The sequence below is a fragment of the Ruminococcus sp. genome (assembly GCF_019423705.1).
Classification (GTDB): domain Bacteria; phylum Bacillota; class Clostridia; order Oscillospirales; family Ruminococcaceae; genus Hominimerdicola.
The window spans coordinates 169,472-187,806 of the sequence record NZ_JAHZAX010000004.1; the positions used below are offsets into that span (position 1 = coordinate 169,472).

Below are 18,335 nucleotides of genomic sequence, written 5' to 3' on the forward strand. Positions count from 1 at the left end.
CGCTTGTCAAGAATTTTTTTAGTTAAATCCACAAAATTATATATTTTCTAACAAAGGGCTTGACAAATATCAAACGAGGTGATAAAATGTTAGCTGAGGTAGGAGAATGTTATCGAAAATTTATCCTGCCGTATATTTCAATGCTTTGACGGGGAAGTCTTGGCTGGGTGGAAGGTCTTTACAGAGAGTGCTGAACGTGAAAACGGGCTGTGATCGGCGCAGGACTGAGAAGCTGAGAATACCGCCCCCGAGTGCGTCCAATAAACGCCGCAGGCTCAGCGTTAGAGGAGCAGCTAATGAGGTACACGGGTGGTTTATCTGTGTATGAAGTTGGGTGGAATCACGATTACATCGTCCCATAGAACGGTTTTGCTGTTCTGTGGGATTTTTTATTGGCTTATTTGCGAAAGAGGGTGTTGGTACTATGAAAGAGGGAAATGCGATGAAAACAAGGCGTATCCTTGCAATCATTTGCTATACAGTCGGCTTTTGCGCATATGCGGCGGCAGGGTATGTTTCTTGGATATCCTGGGAGGGGACAATATCCTACAAGCAGGGATTTCTCACGTTCCTGCCCATATGGATAGTTTCTTACTGGTTCAACACGTTTTTTTCGCAGCTAATATGCAGGCGAAAAAAGGACGGCACAAAGCAATGGGCTGTGGGCAAGGGCGCAAGAAAAGTGCTGGGGGATATATCGACGGTGCTGAGCGTTGTGCTGCTTTGCTTTTGGATATATGTTTATCTGACGCAGTATACTGAACTGCTGAATTTCAAATAATAGGGTATATGCACTAGTAGGGGCGACCTGCGATCGCCCGTGGTAGGTCAAACGGAAAAACAGCGTGCATTGCACGTTTTGATAAAAAATTACAACATTATATAAATTGGAGGAATAAAAATGATAAAGCTGAAACTTAAAGACGGCTCTGTTCGTGAGATCGAACAGGCAATGGCTGCAAGCGAGATAATCAAGGACATCGGAATGGGTCTTTACAAGGCTGCCTGCTGCGTAAAGCTCGATGGACAGGTCTTTGACCTCAGAACTGTTGTAGATCACGACTGCGAGTTCGAGGTTATGACATTCGATTCAAAGGCCGGCAAGGAGACTTTCTGGCACACGGCTTCTCACCTTATGGCGCAGGCTGTAAAGAACCTTTATCCTGCGGCAAAGCTTGCAAGAGGCCCTGCTACTGAGACTGGTTTCTATTATGATTTCGAGGTGGAAAAGCCTTTCACTCCTGCTGATCTTGAAAAGATACAGGCTGAGATGAAGAAGCTTGCAAAGGAAGGTTACGCTCTCGAGCGTTTCGAGCTTCCTGTTGACGAGGCTATCAAGCTTATGGAAGAGAGAAACGAGGACTACAAGGTAGAGCTTATCCACAAGCACGATGACAAGGGCGAAAAGCTTTCATTCTACAAGCAGGGCGATTTCGTTGATCTTTGCGCAGGCCCTCACATTATGAGCGTTGCTTCTATCAAGGCTGTAAAGCTTCTTTCCTGCACGGGTGCATACTGGGGCAAAGCTGAGGACGGCAAGCAGCTTTCGAGAATCTATGGCACAGCTTTCCCTAAGGCTTCAATGCTGGAAGAGTTCCTCAAGCAGCAGGAAGAGGCTAAGCTTCGTGACCACAACAAGATCGGCAGAGATCTTGAGTATTTCACAACTGTTGACTATGTTGGGCAAGGTCTGCCTATTATGCTGCCAAAGGGCGCAAGAGTTATACAGCTTCTCCAGCGTTGGGTTGAGGACGTTGAGCAGTCAAAGGGCTGTCTGCTCACAAAGACTCCGCTTTTCGCTAAGAGAGACCTTTACAAGATCTCGGGACATTGGGATCACTATCTTGACGGAATGTTCATTCTCGGCGATCCATATGATGAGGAAAAAGAGTGCTTCGCTCTTCGTCCAATGACTTGTCCTTTCCAGTATCAGGTATATCTTAACAGGCAGCGTTCTTACAGAGATCTGCCTATGAGACTGACTGAGACTTCGACGCTTTTCAGAAACGAGGACAGCGGTGAGATGCATGGTCTTATCAGAGTAAGACAGTTCACTATCTCAGAGGGTCATTACATTCTCAGACCTGACCAGCTTGAGGAAGAGTTCAAGGGCTGTCTTGAGCTTGCAAAGTATATGCTCGAGACTGTTGGACTTCTCGAGGACTGCACATTCAGATTCTCACAGTGGGACCCTGCTAACCCTAAGAACAAGTACGAGGGCACGGCAGAGCAATGGGAGCACGCTCAGGCGGCAATGAAAACTATCCTTGACGATCTTGGCGTTGATTATGATATCGGTATCGACGAGGCTGCGTTCTATGGCCCTAAGCTGGATATCCAGTACAAGAACGTTTACGGCAAGGAAGATACTCTTGTAACTATCCAGATCGATATGCTTCTGGCTGAAAAGTTCGGTATGTATTATATCGACAAGGACGGTCAGAAGAAGCTGCCTTATATCATTCACAGAACTTCACTTGGCTGCTATGAGAGAACACTTGCTTATATGCTGGAGCATTTCGCAGGCGTTCTGCCGCTCTGGCTTGCACCTGAGCAGGTTAGACTTCTGCCTATCAAGGGCGATCACGTTGAGTACGCTCAGAAGATCGCAGACAGAATGACTGCAATGGGTATGAGAGTTACAGTTGACAGCAGAGACGAGAACATCGGTCCTAAGATCAAGGCTGCAAGACTTGAAAAGATCCCTTATATGCTCATCATCGGCGACAATGAGATGAATAGCAACACGGTTACAGTTCGTTCGAGAAAAGAAGGCGAGCTTCCTGCGATGCCTGTTGACGATCTTATCGCTAAGCTTGATGAGGAGATCAAGACTAAGGCTAAGTAATTGGACGCTGCAAATAATGTAGGGGCGAAAATTGTTGTTCGACAAGGCTCACAACAATTTGCTTTCGCCCGTGTGTGACAGATGTCGGCTAGATATTCAGACAATACCGCACAGGGGAAATTCTCTTGTGCGGCATTGCCGTTAAATGCAATAATATACAAAATACAAAGTAAACAGTATGATATGGGGCAGGGCGTTGTCTTGCTTCGGAAAAGAGGTAATTGATGAGATCAGATATGATATGGACGCTGGTGGCATTCGCATTTTATCTTGCTGGAATGCTTCTTATAGGCGCTGCATATATGAAAAAGACAAAAAGCTCGGAGGACTTTTTCCTTGGCGGAAGAGGTCTTAACGGCTGGGTGGCGGCGCTTTCTGCGCAGGCTTCGGATATGTCGGGCTGGATGCTTATGGGTCTGCCGGGCACGGTTTACGCATACGGCACAGGTCAGATATGGATAGCTGTGGGACTTCTTATCGGAACTATCCTTAACTGGGCGATAGTTTCGGGAAGACTCAGAAGATACACTATCAGGGCGAACAATTCCCTTACGCTGCCGAAATATCTTGAAAACAGATTTGAGGACAAGCACAAGATCATGCTGCTGGTATCGTCTATCGCTATCGTGGTGTTCTTCCTTGTTTACACGGCTTCTGCGCTTTCAGCAGGCGGAAAGCTTTTCAACTCCATTTTCGGTATCGACTACAAGATATGTCTTACTATCGGCGCTGTGGTAATTCTCGGATACACATTTATGGGCGGATTTATGGCGGTTTGCGTGACTGACTTTGTTCAGGGGCTTCTTATGCTGGCAGGCGTTGTGACTATCCCTATCATCGCATTTTTCCTTGTTGGCGCAGGTAACGTTATGGACAACATCACGGCAAGCGGCGTTGAAGCGCATCATTACCTCAACATTTTCAATGACGAAAAGGGTCAGACCCTTTCGGCAATCGACATAATCTCTCGGCTTGGCTGGGCGCTGGGCTATTTCGGAATGCCTCATATCCTTGTTAGATTTATGGCTATAAGCTCCGAAAAGGAAGTAAAGAAGTCAAGAGTTATCGGCTGCGTATGGTGTGCAATATCCCTTTGCTTCGCTTGCTTTATAGCTATCGTGGGCAGGGCTTATCTTGTACCTGTGCTTGAAAACAGCAAGTCGGAGAACGTTTTTATCGAGATGATACAGAAAGTTTTCAATTCTGATATCGGTCTGCCATTCGTCGGCGGAATTTTCCTTTGCGGAATACTTGCTGCCATAATGTCAACGGCTGATTCTCAGCTTCTTGTAACGGCTTCATCGGTATCTGAGGATATTTACCATTCCTGCATCGCACCAAAGGCAGACAGCAAGAAAGTTCTGCTTGTCAGCCGTATCACAGTACTTGTTGTTGCTGTTATCGCATACATAATCGCTCTTGACCCTAAGAGCAGCATAATGGGTCTTGTATCAAACGCTTGGGCGGGTCTTGGCGCTTCGTTTGGCCCTATCGTGCTTATGTCCCTTTACTGGAGAAGGACGAACCTTGCAGGTGCGGCAGCAGGCGTTGCTTCGGGTGCGCTTTCCGTTATCATATGGGACTATATCCCACTTGCCGGCGGACAGACCCTTGCGGACAAGACTGGACTTTATTCGCTGGTAGTTGGCTTTGCGGTGAGCCTTGTGCTTATCGTTATCGTGAGCCTTTGCACAAAGGCGCCTTCTGAGGCAATGCTCAAGGCATTTGACGATGTCAAGAACGGCGTTGACTGCGGCTGCGATGATGTGGCGGAAAAGGCGTAAAAGACGAAAAAACGATTTGATCGGATATAAAAACGGGTGGACGATGTTCGCCCGTTTTTTTGCTTGGATTTTATGCCTTTTTACCGCAATTGTTCACACTAAAATGTTGAAATGTAAAGGGATATGTGTTATAATATATGGGCAAGACCATACAGGTATTGCCTTGGTATGATATTTTTGTGTTGGAAAACAAAAACGAAAATAAATTTGAAAGGAAATGATCTTAATGCTGTCAGATATCGAGATCGCAAAACAGGCAAAAATGCTGAAAATAGGAGAGGTGGCTGCAAAGCTTGGTATCTCCGAGGACGAATATGAGCCATACGGCCATTACAAGGCAAAGCTTTCGGAGGAGCTTTACGCAAAGACTAAGGACTATCCGGACGGAAAGCTTATTCTTGTCACCGCTATCAACCCTACACCGGCAGGCGAGGGCAAGACGACTATTTCAGTTGGCCTTGCTGAATCTATGAACAAGATCGGCAAGAAAACTATGCTTGCGCTGAGAGAACCTTCACTTGGCCCTGTATTCGGAATCAAGGGCGGTGCAGCAGGCGGCGGATATGCGCAGGTAGTGCCTATGGAGGACATCAATCTTCACTTCACGGGGGATATGCACGCTATCACGGCGGCGAATAATCTTCTTTGCGCTCTTATCGACAATCATATGCAGCAGGGAAATGATCTTCACATAGATCAGAGGAGGATACTTTTCAAGCGTTGTATGGATATGAACGACAGATCGCTGAGAGATATTATCATCGGTCTTGGCTCAAAGGTGAACGGTATCCCTAGAGAGGATTCTTTCCAGATAACTGTTGCTTCTGAGATTATGGCTATTCTTTGTCTTGCTTCTGATCTTGCTGATCTCAAGGCAAGGATCGAGAGGATACTTGTTGCATACACCACAGATGGCAAGCCTGTTTATGCAAAGGACATCGGCGGCTGCGGCGCAATGACTGCGCTTCTCAAGGACGCATTGAAGCCTAATCTTGTGCAGACCCTTGAAAACAATCCTGCTCTTATCCACGGCGGCCCATTCGCAAACATCGCACACGGCTGCAACTCTGTAAGAGCAACAAAGCTTTCACTCAAGCTTGCTGATTACACTATCACAGAGGCAGGCTTCGGTTCTGATCTTGGCGCAGAGAAGTTCTTTGACATCAAGTGCAGATTTGCAGGCCTTAAGCCAAACTGCGTTGTTCTTGTTGCCACAGTAAGGGCGCTCAAGTATAATGGCGGCGTGCCGAAGACTGAACTGACGGCAGAGAACGTTGAGGCAGTTGAAAAGGGTATTGTGAACCTCAAGACGCACGTTGAGAATATGCACAAATTCGGCGTGCCTGTTGTTGTTGCTATCAACAGGTTCCACACAGATACAGAAGCTGAACTTGCAGTTATCGAGAGAGTTTGCGGCGAGCTTGGCGTTGAGTTCTCACTTGCTGAGATATTCGCAAAGGGTTCAGAGGGCGGTATCGACCTTGCAGAGAAGGTTTGCAAGACTATCGAGACAAAGCCTTCCAACTTCAAGCCGCTTTATGATGAAAAGCTGTCTATCAAGGAAAAGCTTGACATTCTTGCGAAGGAAATTTATCGTGCCGACGGCGTAATTTACACAAAGCAGGCTGAAAAGGCTTTGAAGGAGATAAACGATCTTGGTTTCGGCGACATTCCTGTTTGTGTTGCAAAGACGCAGTATTCGCTTTCTGATGACGCAACAAAGCTTGGCAAGCCTGAGAACTTCAAGATCACAGTAAGAGATCTGAGGTTGTCTGCCGGTGCAGGATTTGTGGTAGTTTACACAGGCGACATTATGACAATGCCAGGTCTGCCAAAGAAGCCTGCGGCATACGGCATAGATTGTGATAATGAGGGCAATATATATGGACTTTTCTGATCTTTAGATCAGAAAAGTCACGGCAAATGAGGTGAACTATATGCAGACGGCTGTTGAGGTTGGGAAGAGTGAACAGGCTGAAAAGACTGATGAGCCAAAGCCGAAAAAGCGCTTTTCGAGGCAGGTAATTATTTGTCTTGGACTTATTCTTATCAGCGTTTTGCTCAACGTTATCGCTTGGAAAAGCACGGCTTTCTGCGATTGGTACACCGCTAATGTGTTCCCCATATGGCAGAATACATACGGCAGGCTCACCTCCCTTTTGCCATTTTCATTCGGCGAGATACTTATTATGATAGCCGTTTTCGGCATACCGCTTTCGCTCTTGGCGATGATCGTTCTTGTTATTGTGAGAAAGGGCAGGCGGCGCAAAACGGCGAAAATATTCGGTTTTGTATATCTTTGGATAGTCACTTTTGTGGTGACGGTGCAGACTTTCAACTGCTTTATACTTTACCATTGTTCAAGCTTTGCACAGCTCAATGATATCCCCACGGAACAGCACACGAAGGCGGAGCTTGAAGCTCTTGGCGACAAGCTTGTGGCGGAGATAAACCAGCTAAGCCAAGAAGTTCAGCGTGATGATGAGGGCAAATTCGTTTTGACCGCTGATCTTGACAAGACTGCGCAGGTGGCAATGGGGAATTTAGGGGACGAGTTTGAAAATCTTGGCGGATATTACGTCAAGCCAAAGGGGATAATGTGCTCGTTTTTTATGAGCCAGCTTGACCTTATGGGCATTTATTTCCCGTTTTCTGTGGAAGCAAATTACAATCGAGATATGTACAAGGCAAAGCTGCCCGATACGGTTTGTCACGAGCTTGCCCACACAAAGGGCTACATTCAAGAGGACGAGGCGAATTTTATCGCCTTTATGGCTTGCGACAGGAGCGACAATGTTGAGTATCGCTATTCGGGCTATCTTGCGGCGCTGACGGAGGTAAGAGGCAAGATATTTGATTACGCTTCAGATAACAAAAAGGTGGATTTTGATAATTCTATCTGCGACGAGGTGTGGGCTGATATCGAGGCCAACTGGGATTACTGGCGCAGCGTTGACGAGGCGCAGGACACGGTTTTTGACAGCGAGGCTGTTGGCGAAATTTCCGACAAGGCAATGGAGAGTTCGCTGAAGCTCAACGGCGTTGAGGACGGCAAAAAGTCTTACGGCAGAATGGTCGATCTTATGCTCAACTACTTCAAGGACAAGGGTGAGCTTTGATGAAAGGCTCGGGACTTCTGCTGTTGGCGACATTTGCAATAATGACGGCGGCTTTATTGGTGGGCTGCGGTCATAAAAATGACGCTGATATGCAAAATACGGTGGCTTATACTGAAACTGATAGTGCGGTTTCATATGAAACTGAGTGTGAAACCAGCTCGGAATGTGAAACTGATTTCACATTTTCAAGTGGGGCGGACAGTTTGGACAGCTTGGACGATACGGAAAGTTCGGGCGATGATACAGACAGCTCGGCGGAGGACGATATGCGCTGGAAGCTTTTTGATGAGAAAGACGCTGAAAGTGCCAATTATCGGCACAACAGCGAGATAAAAATAGACGGCTTTGTAAAATACGGGCAGGAAAATTCTCCTGTGTGCGATATGGTGCTTGGCAAGACGAGGTTTGCCAGTGTTGGCTGCGAGGTCATTGCGGCTTATAATTATCTGCTTTACATCGGCGAAAAGCCCGATATTGCGCAGCTTGCGGCGGATTTTGAGAAAAATGCGCTTATTGCCGCAGACGGTTCGCTGGGTTCAAACCCACGGCGGATAAGCGGTCTTTTCAAGGCGCTGGATATCCCGTATCAAAAGCTTTGCAAGGCGGAAGAGGCGCAGGCGGCGCTTGACGAGGGGAGGCCTGTGATAATAGCGTTCCATATTGGGGACAATGTTTTCAGCGGCATACACACGGTCTTTGCGGTGAAAGAGGACGGGAAAATATACGTTTACAATCTTTACAACACCGTGAAAGATCAGACTGAGATAGGCGCAATTGACGAGCTTATGAAGAAAAACAGCCTTTTTATCGTGGGCTACACAAGTTTATAAATATAGGGTAATGAGGTGATGATTTGATCGGAAAAACTTTCAGATATAAGACCGATTCGGCGGCGGAGACCATCGCTCTTGGCGAGGAGATAGGCAAGCGGCTGAAAGGCGGCGATCTTATCGCATACAGCGGCGGTCTTGGTGCAGGAAAGACCACTATCACAAGGGGTATCTCCGTTGGAATGGGTCTTGGCGACGAGGTGACTTCGCCCACATTTGCCCTTGTGAACGAGTACAGGGGGGATAAGCTGAGCCTTATCCACTTTGATATGTACAGGATAAATTCGGCGGACGATCTTGAGACAACGGGCTTTTTCGATTATATGGACGATGACACGGTGCTTGCGGTGGAATGGTCGGAAAATATCGAGGAGGAGCTTCCCGGGGACGCCATTAGGATAGATATTCAGCGGATAGACGAGGACAGGCGTGAGATCGCAATTACAGCCGCTGAGGGAGATGACAGATTTGAAAATATTAGCTATTGATACCAGCGGAAAGGTGGCTTCCGTTGCGCTGACGGACGGAGAGAAGCTTTTGTGGGAAAAGTCGGTATACACGAAGCTGACCCATTCGCAGGTGATACTTCCGATGGTGAGCAAGGCGCTTGAAGAGACGGGGCTTTGCTACGGTGATCTTGATTGTGCGGCGGTGGCGAACGGCCCTGGGTCTTACACGGGGCTTAGGATAGGCGTTGCGGCGGTGAAGGGAATGTGCTTCGGCTGTGAGAGCCTTAAAAGCGCCGGGGTATCCACTCTGCTTGCCCTTGCTTACAACTGCATTGCATTTGAGGGCAGGATAATTTCGGTTATGAGAGCACGTCCGAAGATCGTTTATGCGGCGGAATTTGAATGCAAAGGCGGAAAGATCGGGCGCATTTCTGCGGACAGGGTATGCTCTGAGGAGGATATTTTTGCCGCAGAGATAACGGAGAAAGCAATGCTTGTGGGCGATTATGCGCAGGATATCAAGGACAGATATTTTGCGGAGAACGACGGCGTTGTGGTTGCGGCTTATCCTAACAGGCTGCAAAGGGCTTCGTCAATATGTCTTGCGGTGGAGGCTGAGCCAGAGCTTATGATATCGGCGGACAGGCTGGAGGTTTCCTACTTGCAGGCCACAAAGGCTGAAAAAGACAAGGCTCATAGGGATAAATGACGGACGTAGAGAAGAATAAGTCTATCAAAAAAACAAAGAGAAAGTGGGACGTCGTATTTCTGCAAAGCAGAAATTTCGCCGCTCCCCTACAAAAAATAGTAGGGGCGAACATTGTTCGCCCGTTGGTTACCGATTTTTTATAAGATCAATAATTTTGCAGGAGGAAAAGAAAATGAAGATTGCTATTGGCTGCGATCACGCAGGTCCGGAACTCAAGGCGGAGATACTTGCACATCTTGACGAGAAGGGCGTTGAATACACGGATTTCGGCATACAGGCAGGGGAAAAGGTCGATTACCCTGACAAGGCGAAGGAAGTTTGCGAGAAGGTGGCTTCGGGCGAATATGACAGAGGAATACTCATTTGCGGCACGGGCATTGGAATGTCGATGAGCGCAAACAAGATCAAGGGCATAAGGGCGGCTTGCTGCTCGGATTATTTCTCTGCGAAGTACACAAGGGCGCACAATGACGCAAACGTGCTTTGCATCGGTGCGAGGGTGCTTGGCGCCGGATTGGCTATCGAGCTGGTCGATGTTTTCCTTGAGACTGAGTTCGAGGGCGGAAGGCATCAGAGACGTATTGATAAGATATCTGAGCTGGAAAAGTAGTGAGGAATTATGGTATCGCCTGCGGCGATTGACTTTTCTCTTTTCTTTACGTTAGAAGGGCAGGGCGACTGGGGCGCTCTGCTTTTTTATGGGCACAAAAAAACAGCTGACAAGCTATTTGTCTGTCAGCTGTTGATATTAGAGGTTTGTATTTAAGGTAAAAACCGTAATGGCAAGTTTTTTTAGATAGCGTCAAATGCTTCGCTCAGATCGTAGATGATATCGTCGATATGCTCAGTACCGATAGAAAGTCTGATAGTGTTTGGCTTGATGCCCTGATCTGCAAGCTCTGCTTCGTTGAGCTCTGCGTGAGTTGTGGAAGCCGGGTGGATAACGAGAGACTTAACGTCTGCTACGTTTGCAAGGAGTGAGAAGAGCTTCAGATGATCGATGAAGTCTTGTGCTGTCTTTGCGTCGCCCTTGATCTCGAATGTGAAGATAGAACCGCCGCCGTTAGGGAAATACTTCTTGTAAAGTGCCTGCTGGCTTGGATCGTCGGATACTGATGGATGATGAACCTTTTCTACCTTTGGGTGCTTGTTAAGGAAGTCAACTACCTTGAGTGCGTTCTCAACGTGACGCTCAACTCTCAGAGAAAGTGTTTCAAGTCCCTGAAGGAAGATGAATGCGTGGATAGGTGAAAGTGTGGCACCTGTATCACGGAGAAGGATAGCACGGATTCTTGTTACGAATGCTGCGCTCGGTGCTGCGTCTGCAAAGCTTACGCCGTGGTAGCTTGGGTTTGGCTCTGTGAGCTGTGGGAACTTGCCCGACTTCTTCCAATCGAACTTGCCGCTCTCAACGATAACGCCGCCGATAGTTGTGCCGTGGCCGCCGATGAACTTTGTTGCAGAGTGGATAACGATGTCAGCGCCGTACTCGATAGGCCTTACGAGGTATGGAGTAGCGAATGTGCTGTCAACGAGAAGTGGAATATTGTGTGCGTGTGCGATATTTGCGATAGCTTCGATATCAACAACGTCAGAGTTTGGATTGCCCAAAGTTTCGATATAAAGAGCCTTTGTGTTGTCCTGAATAGCCTTTTCAAAGTTTGAAGGATCGAGAGGATCAACGAATGTTGTTGTAATGCCGTAATCAACAAGTGTGTGTGCAAGCAGGTTATATGTGCCGCCGTAGATGTTCTTTGCTGCAACAATATGATCGCCTGCAAGTGCAACGTTCTCGATAGCGTATGTTACTGCTGCTGCGCCGGAAGCGACTGCCAGAGCTGCTGTACCGCCCTCAAGAGCTGCAATACGTCTTTCAAAAACGTCCTCAGTTGGGTTTGTAAGTCTGCCATAGATGTTACCAGCGTCCTTAAGAGCAAATCTGTCGGCAGCGTGCTGAGAGTTGTGGAAAACGTATGATGATGTCTGATAGATCGGAACAGCTCTTGCGTCTGTAACTGCGTCTGCTGTTTCCTGACCAACGTGAAGCTGAAGTGTTTCAAATTTAAGTTTTCTTTCGTTTATTGCGCTCATTTTAAATTACCTCTTTCACTTTTTCATTTTCATTAATTTTGTTAAGATCAAATCCTTGTGACCAATTGTGACCAAATCCGATTTATTCAGTCAATTTAAAAATTAAACATCGTATAACTAAAAACTATGATACCCGTTGCCCTAACTTTTAACAGCAACACATTGCAGGACACATTCGTGAATCATACGTTGTTTTCAGTTTCAGGTATTCGATTTTCATTTCAACGTCCCTCATTTCAATTCATATTATTCCTAGTCGTTTAGTATGTTTTAGCGTATCTATACTATACCACACCCGAGGGCATATGTCAATAGGTTTTATGCGATTTTTAAGATTTTTGTGATATTTGATATTTTGTTGCCTTTTTTAACATCTTTTGACGTGATTTTGCACAAAGAGCGCTTGCGTGAGGGAGAATAAATGGGGAATGAGGAATGAATGTATCGCCTGTGGAGATGATTTTTCTGCGTATTTACGCTGTTTTTATTGAAATTACATAAAAGTTCGGGTATGCTTGTTTTTATAATTGTATACCAATTGATTTTATTTTGGTTGACAATTCGTTTTTTATATGATACAATATTAAATGTCAAATAAATCGTAAAGGACAGGATAGAAAATGAATAATAATGCTAAAAACAAGACAAAAATGATAGTAGGCGTGGGCGTTATGGCGGCGATAATCGCTGTGCTTTCGCAGATAACCATTCCTCTGCCGACCCACGTTCCTGTAACGCTTCAGACATTTGCTGTTGCTCTTGCAGGTTATTTCCTCGGCTGGCAGGGCGGTGCTGCTGCGGCTTTAGTCTATGCGCTTCTTGGTGCGGTAGGCGTGCCAGTATTCGCCGGCTGGTCAGGCGGATTTGGTGTGATCACGGGCTACACAGGCGGATTTATTTACGGCTTTATCGTAATGGCTTTCCTCTGCGGACTTGGCGCAAAGTTCTGCTCAAACAAGATCAGCGGCAAGGTCATCGCTATCGCTCTTGGCATTGCAGGTCTTGCTTGCGATCATCTCCTTGGTGCTATCCAGTATGCTGCTATCGCTGACATTTCCCTTGGCAAGTCAATTCTTCTCGTATCTGTTCCTTATCTTGTAAAGGACATTATCTCAGTAGTTGCGGCTTATCTTATCAGCATTGAGATCGTCAGCCGTCTTGCAAAAACAGGCTGCTATGCTTACAAGAGGGCATAATTTGCAGAGCGTTGAGAACATTTCGACGCTGAGATTTCATCATCTGCTGTGTTTGCCGCTTTTTAAGGGCAAGGGTTACAGCGACGGATTTTCGGTGAATATGCAGGCTGTCAAGGACAGGCTTGAGGGCAGCGGTGAGGCTGTGAAGCTTGTTTGCGAAAGCGATATGATATGCGCAAATTGTCCCAACAGGCTGCCTAAGGGCTGCAAGCTTGACGGGCAGGACAAGACCGTTTCCGACAAAGACAGGCTTGTGTGCGAGCTTTCGGGCATTGAAGAAAAGTGCGGTCTATCATATTTTGAGGCGCTCGAGAGGCTTAAAAGCAATATGAAAAAGTGCGATTTTGAGCGGCTATGCGGTGAATGTCGCTGGAACAAGCAGGGGCTTTGCGGCTATGACGAATGGCTTGCGAGCGTTGAGACTGTGCTTGGTGCGGCGGAGACTAATTAAAACGGATAATGATATTAAAACAGCGTTCCGATTATCACGGAGCGCTGTTTTTTGGTACACAATTATACATAGGCGTGGGCTATTGGGCTGCCCCTACACTTTATGTTATGTGCGTTCGTTATCCTGCGCCTTTTCAAGATAGGCTTTATATGCGGATTGGAATTTCTCATAGATATCGGGGAAATTCTTTTTTAGGCGAATGGGCTTTAGGTCGGCGGTGGTGAAGCAATGGGAGGTGTGGGCTGTGCAGGATATTTTTTTCGTGGTGAGGTTGAAAACTTCGTAGCCCAGCTCATATGCGCAGCCGTTGAATTTCACAAGTTTGCAGCGAATCTCAAATTCGTCGCCGAAACGGACTGGGTATTTATAATGTGTCTCCACCGACAGGACTGGGGAGACTATCCCACGGTTTTCGATCTCGTGAAAGGGGCAGCCGAGCTGATCCATAAGATCGACCCTTGCTTCCTCAAGCCAGCGGACGTAATTTGAATGGTGAACGATATCCATTCTGTCGGTCTCGTAATAATAAGCTTTGCGCTTGTATGGTGTGAATGTCATAATGTGTCCTTCTTTCGGGTGATATATTTATATTGTCGCAAAAATAACGGGCGACCAAAGGTCGCCCCTGTAAATTATTCCAGCCAAATAAAGTTATTATCTGTGTTCAAAAAGTCCATATTGTAAAGGAATATGACCTTTTTGATGCCGTTGTCCTTCACATATTCGCTGACGGTCTTGTCCATCATATGATAATAGCGCATATCTATCATTGTGATGTGCTGATATTTGCTGGCGAAATATGGCATAACTGTGTTTGCGTAGCTGTCCTTTATAATAAGGACGTTCTCGTCGCTTTCGCCCTGTGTCTCGATCTTTGTGAGGGCGAAATTGCCGCCGAGGAATGTTGAATACTTGTCCTTTTTATCCTTGAAGCTTTCGTCGAAAAGGCTGTCGGACGTCTTGTTTTCCTGAACGTATTCCACGGAAAGCTTGTTGTCGGGGTCGGTATAAAGGTGCATAGTGTCGTATGCGGCGGAATATATCGGCGCTTTGGAATAAAGGGTGCCACGGAAATTCTCGATGTTCTCGATAGAATAATCCACCTGTGGGATATCCTCGTCCATTGTGTTCATAAGTGCGTCAAAGCCTATTTTTGCGCCCTCTGCCGTCCAATGGTGGTCGGTCTTATAGAAAACTTGCGTGCTCTTTGAAGCTTCTTTAAGCTGGTCATATGGGAAGCAAAGCTTTACTTTGTCGCTGAGGATAGAGCTTAGGAACTTCTCAGACTGGAGCTGATCGTCGGTCTGTGTGACGGCTGGGAGCTTGTCGCTCAGCACGGAAATTGCGTTTGGCACAAGTAGAAAGTTTACGTCAACGTCAGCGTCAAGGCTGTTCGCAAAGTCGTTTATACAGCCGATATTTTTCTCGATAAGGGCTTTGTTTTCCTGATAGTCCTGCAAATAATAGCCGTCGGAGCTGAAATACACGCCGTTTTGATAGCTCTTGAGGAGCGTTCTGTCAGTAGCGGTCTTTAGGCTCACGAGCTCGTCTTTCAGGAATATCTGATCGGACATATAGGTCTCGATATCGGTAGTGAACTCGCCGTCTTTCAGCTTTTCCCAAGAGAATTCGGGGGCTTGCTGGAGATATCTGTTCTCGTTTTCTGAAAATTCTCTGTCCTCAGAGATAAAGCTTGCCACCGCAAAGCCGAAAATGAAAAGCAGGAAGCAGACTGCCATTATATAATTCTTTAAATTGCTGTTTTTGCTGTTCTTGTTATTGTTATTGTTGTTATTTTCCATAATAGCTTAGCCCTCCCTCCTTTAAAATCTGAAATACAGAAACGGATTGAACGAAATGCCTGCAAGATATGCAGTTGAAACTGCAAGCAGGACAAGGGCTGTCAATGGCTTTATTACAAAGCCGCAAGCTTGCGGAAGCTTGTTTTCAAGGACTGTGCAAAGCTTCTTTGGCAGGGGAGTTGAAGCGATGATAAGGATAATGATAGTAACGGCGTATTGCGAAAGCCAAAATACCGTTTGATGATTTATCATCGGCAGGCCGCCTGCGCCGAACATATTTTTGAAATTCTGCGTGAGCTTGCCGAAATCTTCATAGGAGAATATTCCCCAGCCGATAACGATAAGGATAAGGGCGTAAAGGTGTCTGAAAAATGCAGGCAGCTTTGCGATAGCTTTGCCGAGGAAAAGCTTTTCGCAGAGGAGTATGATGCCGAAATAAACGCCCCAAAGCATAAAGTTCCAGTTTGCGCCGTGCCAAAAGCCTGTTAAAAACCACACGATCATAATGTTAAGGCATTGTCTTGCCTTGCCCTTACGGTTGCCGCCGAGAGGGATATAGACATAATCTCTGAACCAGCTTGAAAGGGACATATGCCAGCGTCTCCAAAAGTCTGTGATAGACTGGGAGATATAAGGATAATTGAAGTTCTCGAGAAAGTCAAATCCGAACATTTTTCCAAGACCTATTGCCATATCAGAATAGCCCGAGAAGTCAAAGTATATTTGGAAGGTGTATGCTATCACGCCCAGCCAGCTTGCGGCAACGCTGAGCTCTGACTGCGATGAATTTGATATGGTATCAAAAAGTGCACCGATATTGTTTGCGAGGATAACTTTCTTGCCGATACCGATAGCAAAGCGCCACACGCCCTGTGCAAAGTTGTCGATAGTTTCACGGCGCTTTTCAAGCTGCTCTGCAACGTCGATGTATCTTACGATAGGGCCTGCGATGAGCTGCGGGAAAAGTGCAACATAGGTGGCAAGGGTGAGGAAGTTTTTCTGACTTCTAACATCGCCCCTGTAAACGTCGATAACGTATGAAAGGGTCTGGAAGCTGTAAAATGATATTCCGATAGGCAGGGCAAGGCCGAGAGTTTTTATCTGCGTGCCGAAAATGCCGTTTGCCGCACCGATGAAAAAGTCTGTATACTTGAAAAACAGCAGCAGGCCGAGGTTCCACACGACAGCGAAGAGCATCGATATGAGAGGAATGTGCTTGCCTGCGCCTTTTCGCTTTTTATCCGCAAGAATGCCCGTTATATACGCCACAATGGTGGAAGCCAGCATAAGCACTATATAAACAGGTTCGCCCCAAGCGTAAAACACAAGGCTGAAAACAAACAGCACCAAGTTGCGCATTATGCGTGGGACGATGTAATATGTTATCAGTACAATAGGCAGAAAGGCGAACAAAAATGTTGTACTAGAAAAAAGCATAAATCAGTTACTCCTGTAAAATTTACGAAATGTTAGTCGCTTAGTCGCCTTGGTTTAGCCTATTATCTCTTTTGCCTTGTCGTTATCGTTTGAAAGGCAGAGGAAAACGTAATTGCCCTTTGTTACAAGAACAGGGTCGTTAAGCTTTGTCATCTCTTCGGGAACGTAGTTCTCAAAAACTTTCTTCTGGCTCTCAACTCTTGCGGTGAGGGTGTCGGCGATAGTTTTTGCGGTGTCGGCGTCCTTGGCTTCAAAACAGTCGATCTCTTCTGCTGTTCCGCCTGAGGAGCTTACATATACTTTGCCCTTTACATAGCTGTCGGCGGAAATACCGATGATCTTTTCGATCTTTGCTTCGTCAAGTTCTGCCATTTCGTCCTTGAACTCAACGCCGTCCTTAAGCTTGTCCGCAACGGCTGCAACGTCGATATTCTCGTCTGTCTGAGCTTGTGCAGCGGAATTTGTCGAGCCTGTCGAACTGCTGTCAGAGCTTGAGCCGCAACCTGCGAGAGCTGCTGCTGATAAGCACATAACTGCCATAAGTGTGCAGAGAAATTTCTTTGTTTTCATAATCTTTTCTTTCCTTTCTTTATAGTAAATATAGTCTATTAAGTGTTGTCGATGATATAACCAAGCCATTTATCGCAGTATTCGCCGATAAGGTGGATTCCGTCGGTGGAAGCTTCCGCAGGAAGGTTTCCGCTGGCGTCTGAAACTGCGCCTGTGCAGTCGAGATAATTTATTCCCATCTGAGCGGCAACCTCCGAGATAGCCTGATTGAAAGTTGCAACGTTGGTGTTGTTTATGGAGTCGCCCTGCAAGCTTCTTTCAGCCGTTACAGGAAGTATGGACTCGGCATAGATAGCAGCGTTTGGCTGAATTTCCTGTATCTTTGTGATGAGCTGGGTGTAATAGTCCTTGAATGTGTCGATATAAGGCCAGCCAAGCTCGTTGGTGCCGAGATTTATATAAATTCGTCCGTACTGTCTTTCGCCAAGAGCGTCGATAACAGTACCGGCATTGCCGTTTGAAAGGGTGATGTTCTGATCGGTCATAACGGTGTCGATGTGCATACCGACAGAGCAGAGGAAGGTCGCCTTTGGTCTGTCGCAGTTATTTTGCAGACCGACTGTTCGTGAGTCGCCGATGAAAACAGCGTCCGCAAGGTCGTCGGCGTCATCGTGGACAACTTCTGAACTGTCGTCAACATTGCTTTCGTCAATGGAAGAGCTGTCGGCTTGTGAATCAGCCTCAGAACTGTTTGAGCTTGTATCTGTATCTATCGCCACGACAGAGCTTGAATTATTAGTAGTTTTATGCACTTTCACTGCTTTATTTGCGCTGCTTGTGCCGTGAAAGCCCCATATAACGGCAAATGCAAGGCAGGCTATACAGCTCAAAGACACGATGCCCTGCTGCTGACCTGCACGTTTATTTCTTAAATTTCGTATATTTCTTTCGTTTTGAATGTTTCGAGTATCCATTTCGATCCCTTTCCCAAACGTATCTGATACGATCCGTTTCAAAGACTATCATAACATATTTTGTACTCTTTTTCAAGTGCTTTTTTGTCGAATTAAGGATTTTCTATACTTTTTACAAATTCGTGGCGGCAAGGC

17 protein-coding genes are annotated in these 18,335 nt (G+C 46.5%); 11 read left to right on the forward strand and 6 right to left on the reverse strand.

Features of this window, described 5'->3' with window-relative positions:
- The first annotated feature begins 424 nt into the window (after nucleotides 1–424).
- The 9 genes from QZ371_RS04930 (at nucleotide 425) to rpiB (ending at nucleotide 10,349) form a co-directional block, all read left to right on the forward strand.
- Nucleotides 425–781 (forward strand): hypothetical protein, encoded by a 357-nt coding sequence (locus QZ371_RS04930; RefSeq protein WP_295210245.1) that lies wholly within the window; start codon nucleotides 425–427, stop codon nucleotides 779–781.
- 120 nt (nucleotides 782–901) lie between these two features.
- Nucleotides 902–2,848: a threonine--tRNA ligase gene (gene thrS / locus QZ371_RS04935; RefSeq protein WP_295210247.1), complete on the forward strand. Its 1,947-nt coding sequence runs from the start codon at nucleotides 902–904 to the stop codon at nucleotides 2,846–2,848.
- A gap of 224 nt (nucleotides 2,849–3,072) precedes the next feature.
- Nucleotides 3,073–4,632: a sodium/proline symporter PutP gene (gene putP / locus QZ371_RS04940; protein ID WP_295210249.1), complete on the forward strand. Its 1,560-nt coding sequence runs from the start codon at nucleotides 3,073–3,075 to the stop codon at nucleotides 4,630–4,632.
- A 226-nt stretch (nucleotides 4,633–4,858) separates the two neighbouring features.
- Nucleotides 4,859–6,529, forward strand: a complete 1,671-nt coding sequence (locus QZ371_RS04945) for a formate--tetrahydrofolate ligase (RefSeq protein WP_295210336.1) — start codon at nucleotides 4,859–4,861, stop codon at nucleotides 6,527–6,529.
- Nucleotides 6,530–6,569: 40 nt separating this feature from the next.
- On the forward strand, nucleotides 6,570–7,751 hold the full coding sequence (locus QZ371_RS04950) for a DUF3810 domain-containing protein (RefSeq protein ID WP_295210251.1): 1,182 nt from the start codon (nucleotides 6,570–6,572) through the stop codon (nucleotides 7,749–7,751).
- On the forward strand, nucleotides 7,751–8,581 hold the full coding sequence (locus tag QZ371_RS04955; protein WP_295210253.1) for a hypothetical protein: 831 nt from the start codon (nucleotides 7,751–7,753) through the stop codon (nucleotides 8,579–8,581). Before QZ371_RS04950 ends, QZ371_RS04955 begins: the two co-directional genes overlap by 1 nt.
- A gap of 23 nt (nucleotides 8,582–8,604) precedes the next feature.
- Nucleotides 8,605–9,069: a tRNA (adenosine(37)-N6)-threonylcarbamoyltransferase complex ATPase subunit type 1 TsaE gene (gene tsaE, locus QZ371_RS04960; RefSeq protein WP_295210255.1), complete on the forward strand. Its 465-nt coding sequence runs from the start codon at nucleotides 8,605–8,607 to the stop codon at nucleotides 9,067–9,069.
- The gene (tsaB, locus tag QZ371_RS04965; RefSeq protein WP_295210257.1) at nucleotides 9,050–9,739 is read left to right on the forward strand and encodes a tRNA (adenosine(37)-N6)-threonylcarbamoyltransferase complex dimerization subunit type 1 TsaB; all 690 of its coding nucleotides are present in this window, start codon (nucleotides 9,050–9,052) and stop codon (nucleotides 9,737–9,739) included. The genes tsaE and tsaB overlap by 20 nt, the downstream gene beginning before the upstream one ends.
- A 172-nt stretch (nucleotides 9,740–9,911) precedes the next feature.
- A complete protein-coding gene (gene rpiB, locus QZ371_RS04970) occupies nucleotides 9,912–10,349 on the forward strand; it encodes a ribose 5-phosphate isomerase B (protein WP_295210259.1) in 438 nt (145 codons plus the stop codon).
- Between the two features lie 182 nt (nucleotides 10,350–10,531).
- On the opposite strand, the gene QZ371_RS04975 is transcribed toward rpiB, so the two are convergent.
- Nucleotides 10,532–11,830, reverse strand: a complete 1,299-nt coding sequence (locus tag QZ371_RS04975) for an O-acetylhomoserine aminocarboxypropyltransferase/cysteine synthase family protein (RefSeq protein WP_295210261.1) — start codon at nucleotides 11,828–11,830, stop codon at nucleotides 10,532–10,534.
- A 620-nt stretch (nucleotides 11,831–12,450) separates the two neighbouring features.
- Between QZ371_RS04975 and QZ371_RS04980 the strand changes: the two genes are divergently transcribed.
- Both QZ371_RS04980 and QZ371_RS04985 read left to right on the forward strand, forming a co-directional pair.
- Nucleotides 12,451–13,026 carry a biotin transporter BioY gene (locus QZ371_RS04980; protein WP_295210263.1) on the forward strand — a complete coding sequence of 192 codons (576 nt, stop codon included), beginning with the start codon at nucleotides 12,451–12,453 and terminating at the stop codon, nucleotides 13,024–13,026.
- 1 nt (nucleotide 13,027) lies between these two features.
- Nucleotides 13,028–13,477 carry a DUF1284 domain-containing protein gene (locus QZ371_RS04985; RefSeq protein ID WP_295210265.1) on the forward strand — a complete coding sequence of 150 codons (450 nt, stop codon included), beginning with the start codon at nucleotides 13,028–13,030 and terminating at the stop codon, nucleotides 13,475–13,477.
- Between the two features lie 105 nt (nucleotides 13,478–13,582).
- On the opposite strand, the gene QZ371_RS04990 is transcribed toward QZ371_RS04985, so the two are convergent.
- The 5 genes from QZ371_RS04990 to QZ371_RS05010 form a co-directional block, all read right to left on the reverse strand.
- Complete coding sequence (locus QZ371_RS04990; protein WP_295210267.1) at nucleotides 13,583–14,035, reverse strand: thioesterase family protein; 453 nt, start codon at nucleotides 14,033–14,035, stop codon at nucleotides 13,583–13,585.
- Between the two features lie 74 nt (nucleotides 14,036–14,109).
- Nucleotides 14,110–15,279, reverse strand: coding sequence for a DHHW family protein (locus tag QZ371_RS04995; protein WP_295210269.1), 1,170 nt, complete (start codon nucleotides 15,277–15,279; stop codon nucleotides 14,110–14,112).
- A gap of 21 nt (nucleotides 15,280–15,300) precedes the next feature.
- A complete protein-coding gene (locus QZ371_RS05000) occupies nucleotides 15,301–16,716 on the reverse strand; it encodes an MBOAT family O-acyltransferase (protein WP_295210271.1) in 1,416 nt (471 codons plus the stop codon).
- Nucleotides 16,717–16,770: 54 nt separating this feature from the next.
- A complete protein-coding gene (locus QZ371_RS05005; protein WP_295210273.1) occupies nucleotides 16,771–17,286 on the reverse strand; it encodes a DUF4358 domain-containing protein in 516 nt (171 codons plus the stop codon).
- Nucleotides 17,287–17,324: 38 nt separating this feature from the next.
- Entirely contained in the window at nucleotides 17,325–18,200 is an 876-nt protein-coding gene (locus tag QZ371_RS05010; protein WP_295210275.1) for a GDSL-type esterase/lipase family protein, read from the reverse strand.
- Nucleotides 18,201–18,335: the final 135 nt, after the last annotated feature.

Coding starts and splice junctions, on each gene's coding strand:
- QZ371_RS05005 (WP_295210273.1), bottom strand. CDS start 17,286: ATGAAAACAAAGAAATTTCTCTGCACACTTATGGCAGTTATGTGCTTA.
- QZ371_RS05000 (WP_295210271.1), bottom strand. CDS start 16,716: ATGCTTTTTTCTAGTACAACATTTTTGTTCGCCTTTCTGCCTATTGTA.
- QZ371_RS04950 (WP_295210251.1), top strand. CDS start 6,570: ATGCAGACGGCTGTTGAGGTTGGGAAGAGTGAACAGGCTGAAAAGACT.
- QZ371_RS04980 (WP_295210263.1), top strand. CDS start 12,451: ATGAATAATAATGCTAAAAACAAGACAAAAATGATAGTAGGCGTGGGC.
- QZ371_RS04955 (WP_295210253.1), top strand. CDS start 7,751: ATGAAAGGCTCGGGACTTCTGCTGTTGGCGACATTTGCAATAATGACG.
- QZ371_RS04975 (WP_295210261.1), bottom strand. CDS start 11,830: ATGAGCGCAATAAACGAAAGAAAACTTAAATTTGAAACACTTCAGCTT.
- thrS (WP_295210247.1), top strand. CDS start 902: ATGATAAAGCTGAAACTTAAAGACGGCTCTGTTCGTGAGATCGAACAG.
- QZ371_RS04995 (WP_295210269.1), bottom strand. CDS start 15,279: ATGGAAAATAACAACAATAACAATAACAAGAACAGCAAAAACAGCAAT.
- QZ371_RS05010 (WP_295210275.1), bottom strand. CDS start 18,200: ATGGATACTCGAAACATTCAAAACGAAAGAAATATACGAAATTTAAGA.
- QZ371_RS04945 (WP_295210336.1), top strand. CDS start 4,859: ATGCTGTCAGATATCGAGATCGCAAAACAGGCAAAAATGCTGAAAATA.
- putP (WP_295210249.1), top strand. CDS start 3,073: ATGAGATCAGATATGATATGGACGCTGGTGGCATTCGCATTTTATCTT.
- QZ371_RS04990 (WP_295210267.1), bottom strand. CDS start 14,035: ATGACATTCACACCATACAAGCGCAAAGCTTATTATTACGAGACCGAC.
- QZ371_RS04930 (WP_295210245.1), top strand. CDS start 425: ATGAAAGAGGGAAATGCGATGAAAACAAGGCGTATCCTTGCAATCATT.
- rpiB (WP_295210259.1), top strand. CDS start 9,912: ATGAAGATTGCTATTGGCTGCGATCACGCAGGTCCGGAACTCAAGGCG.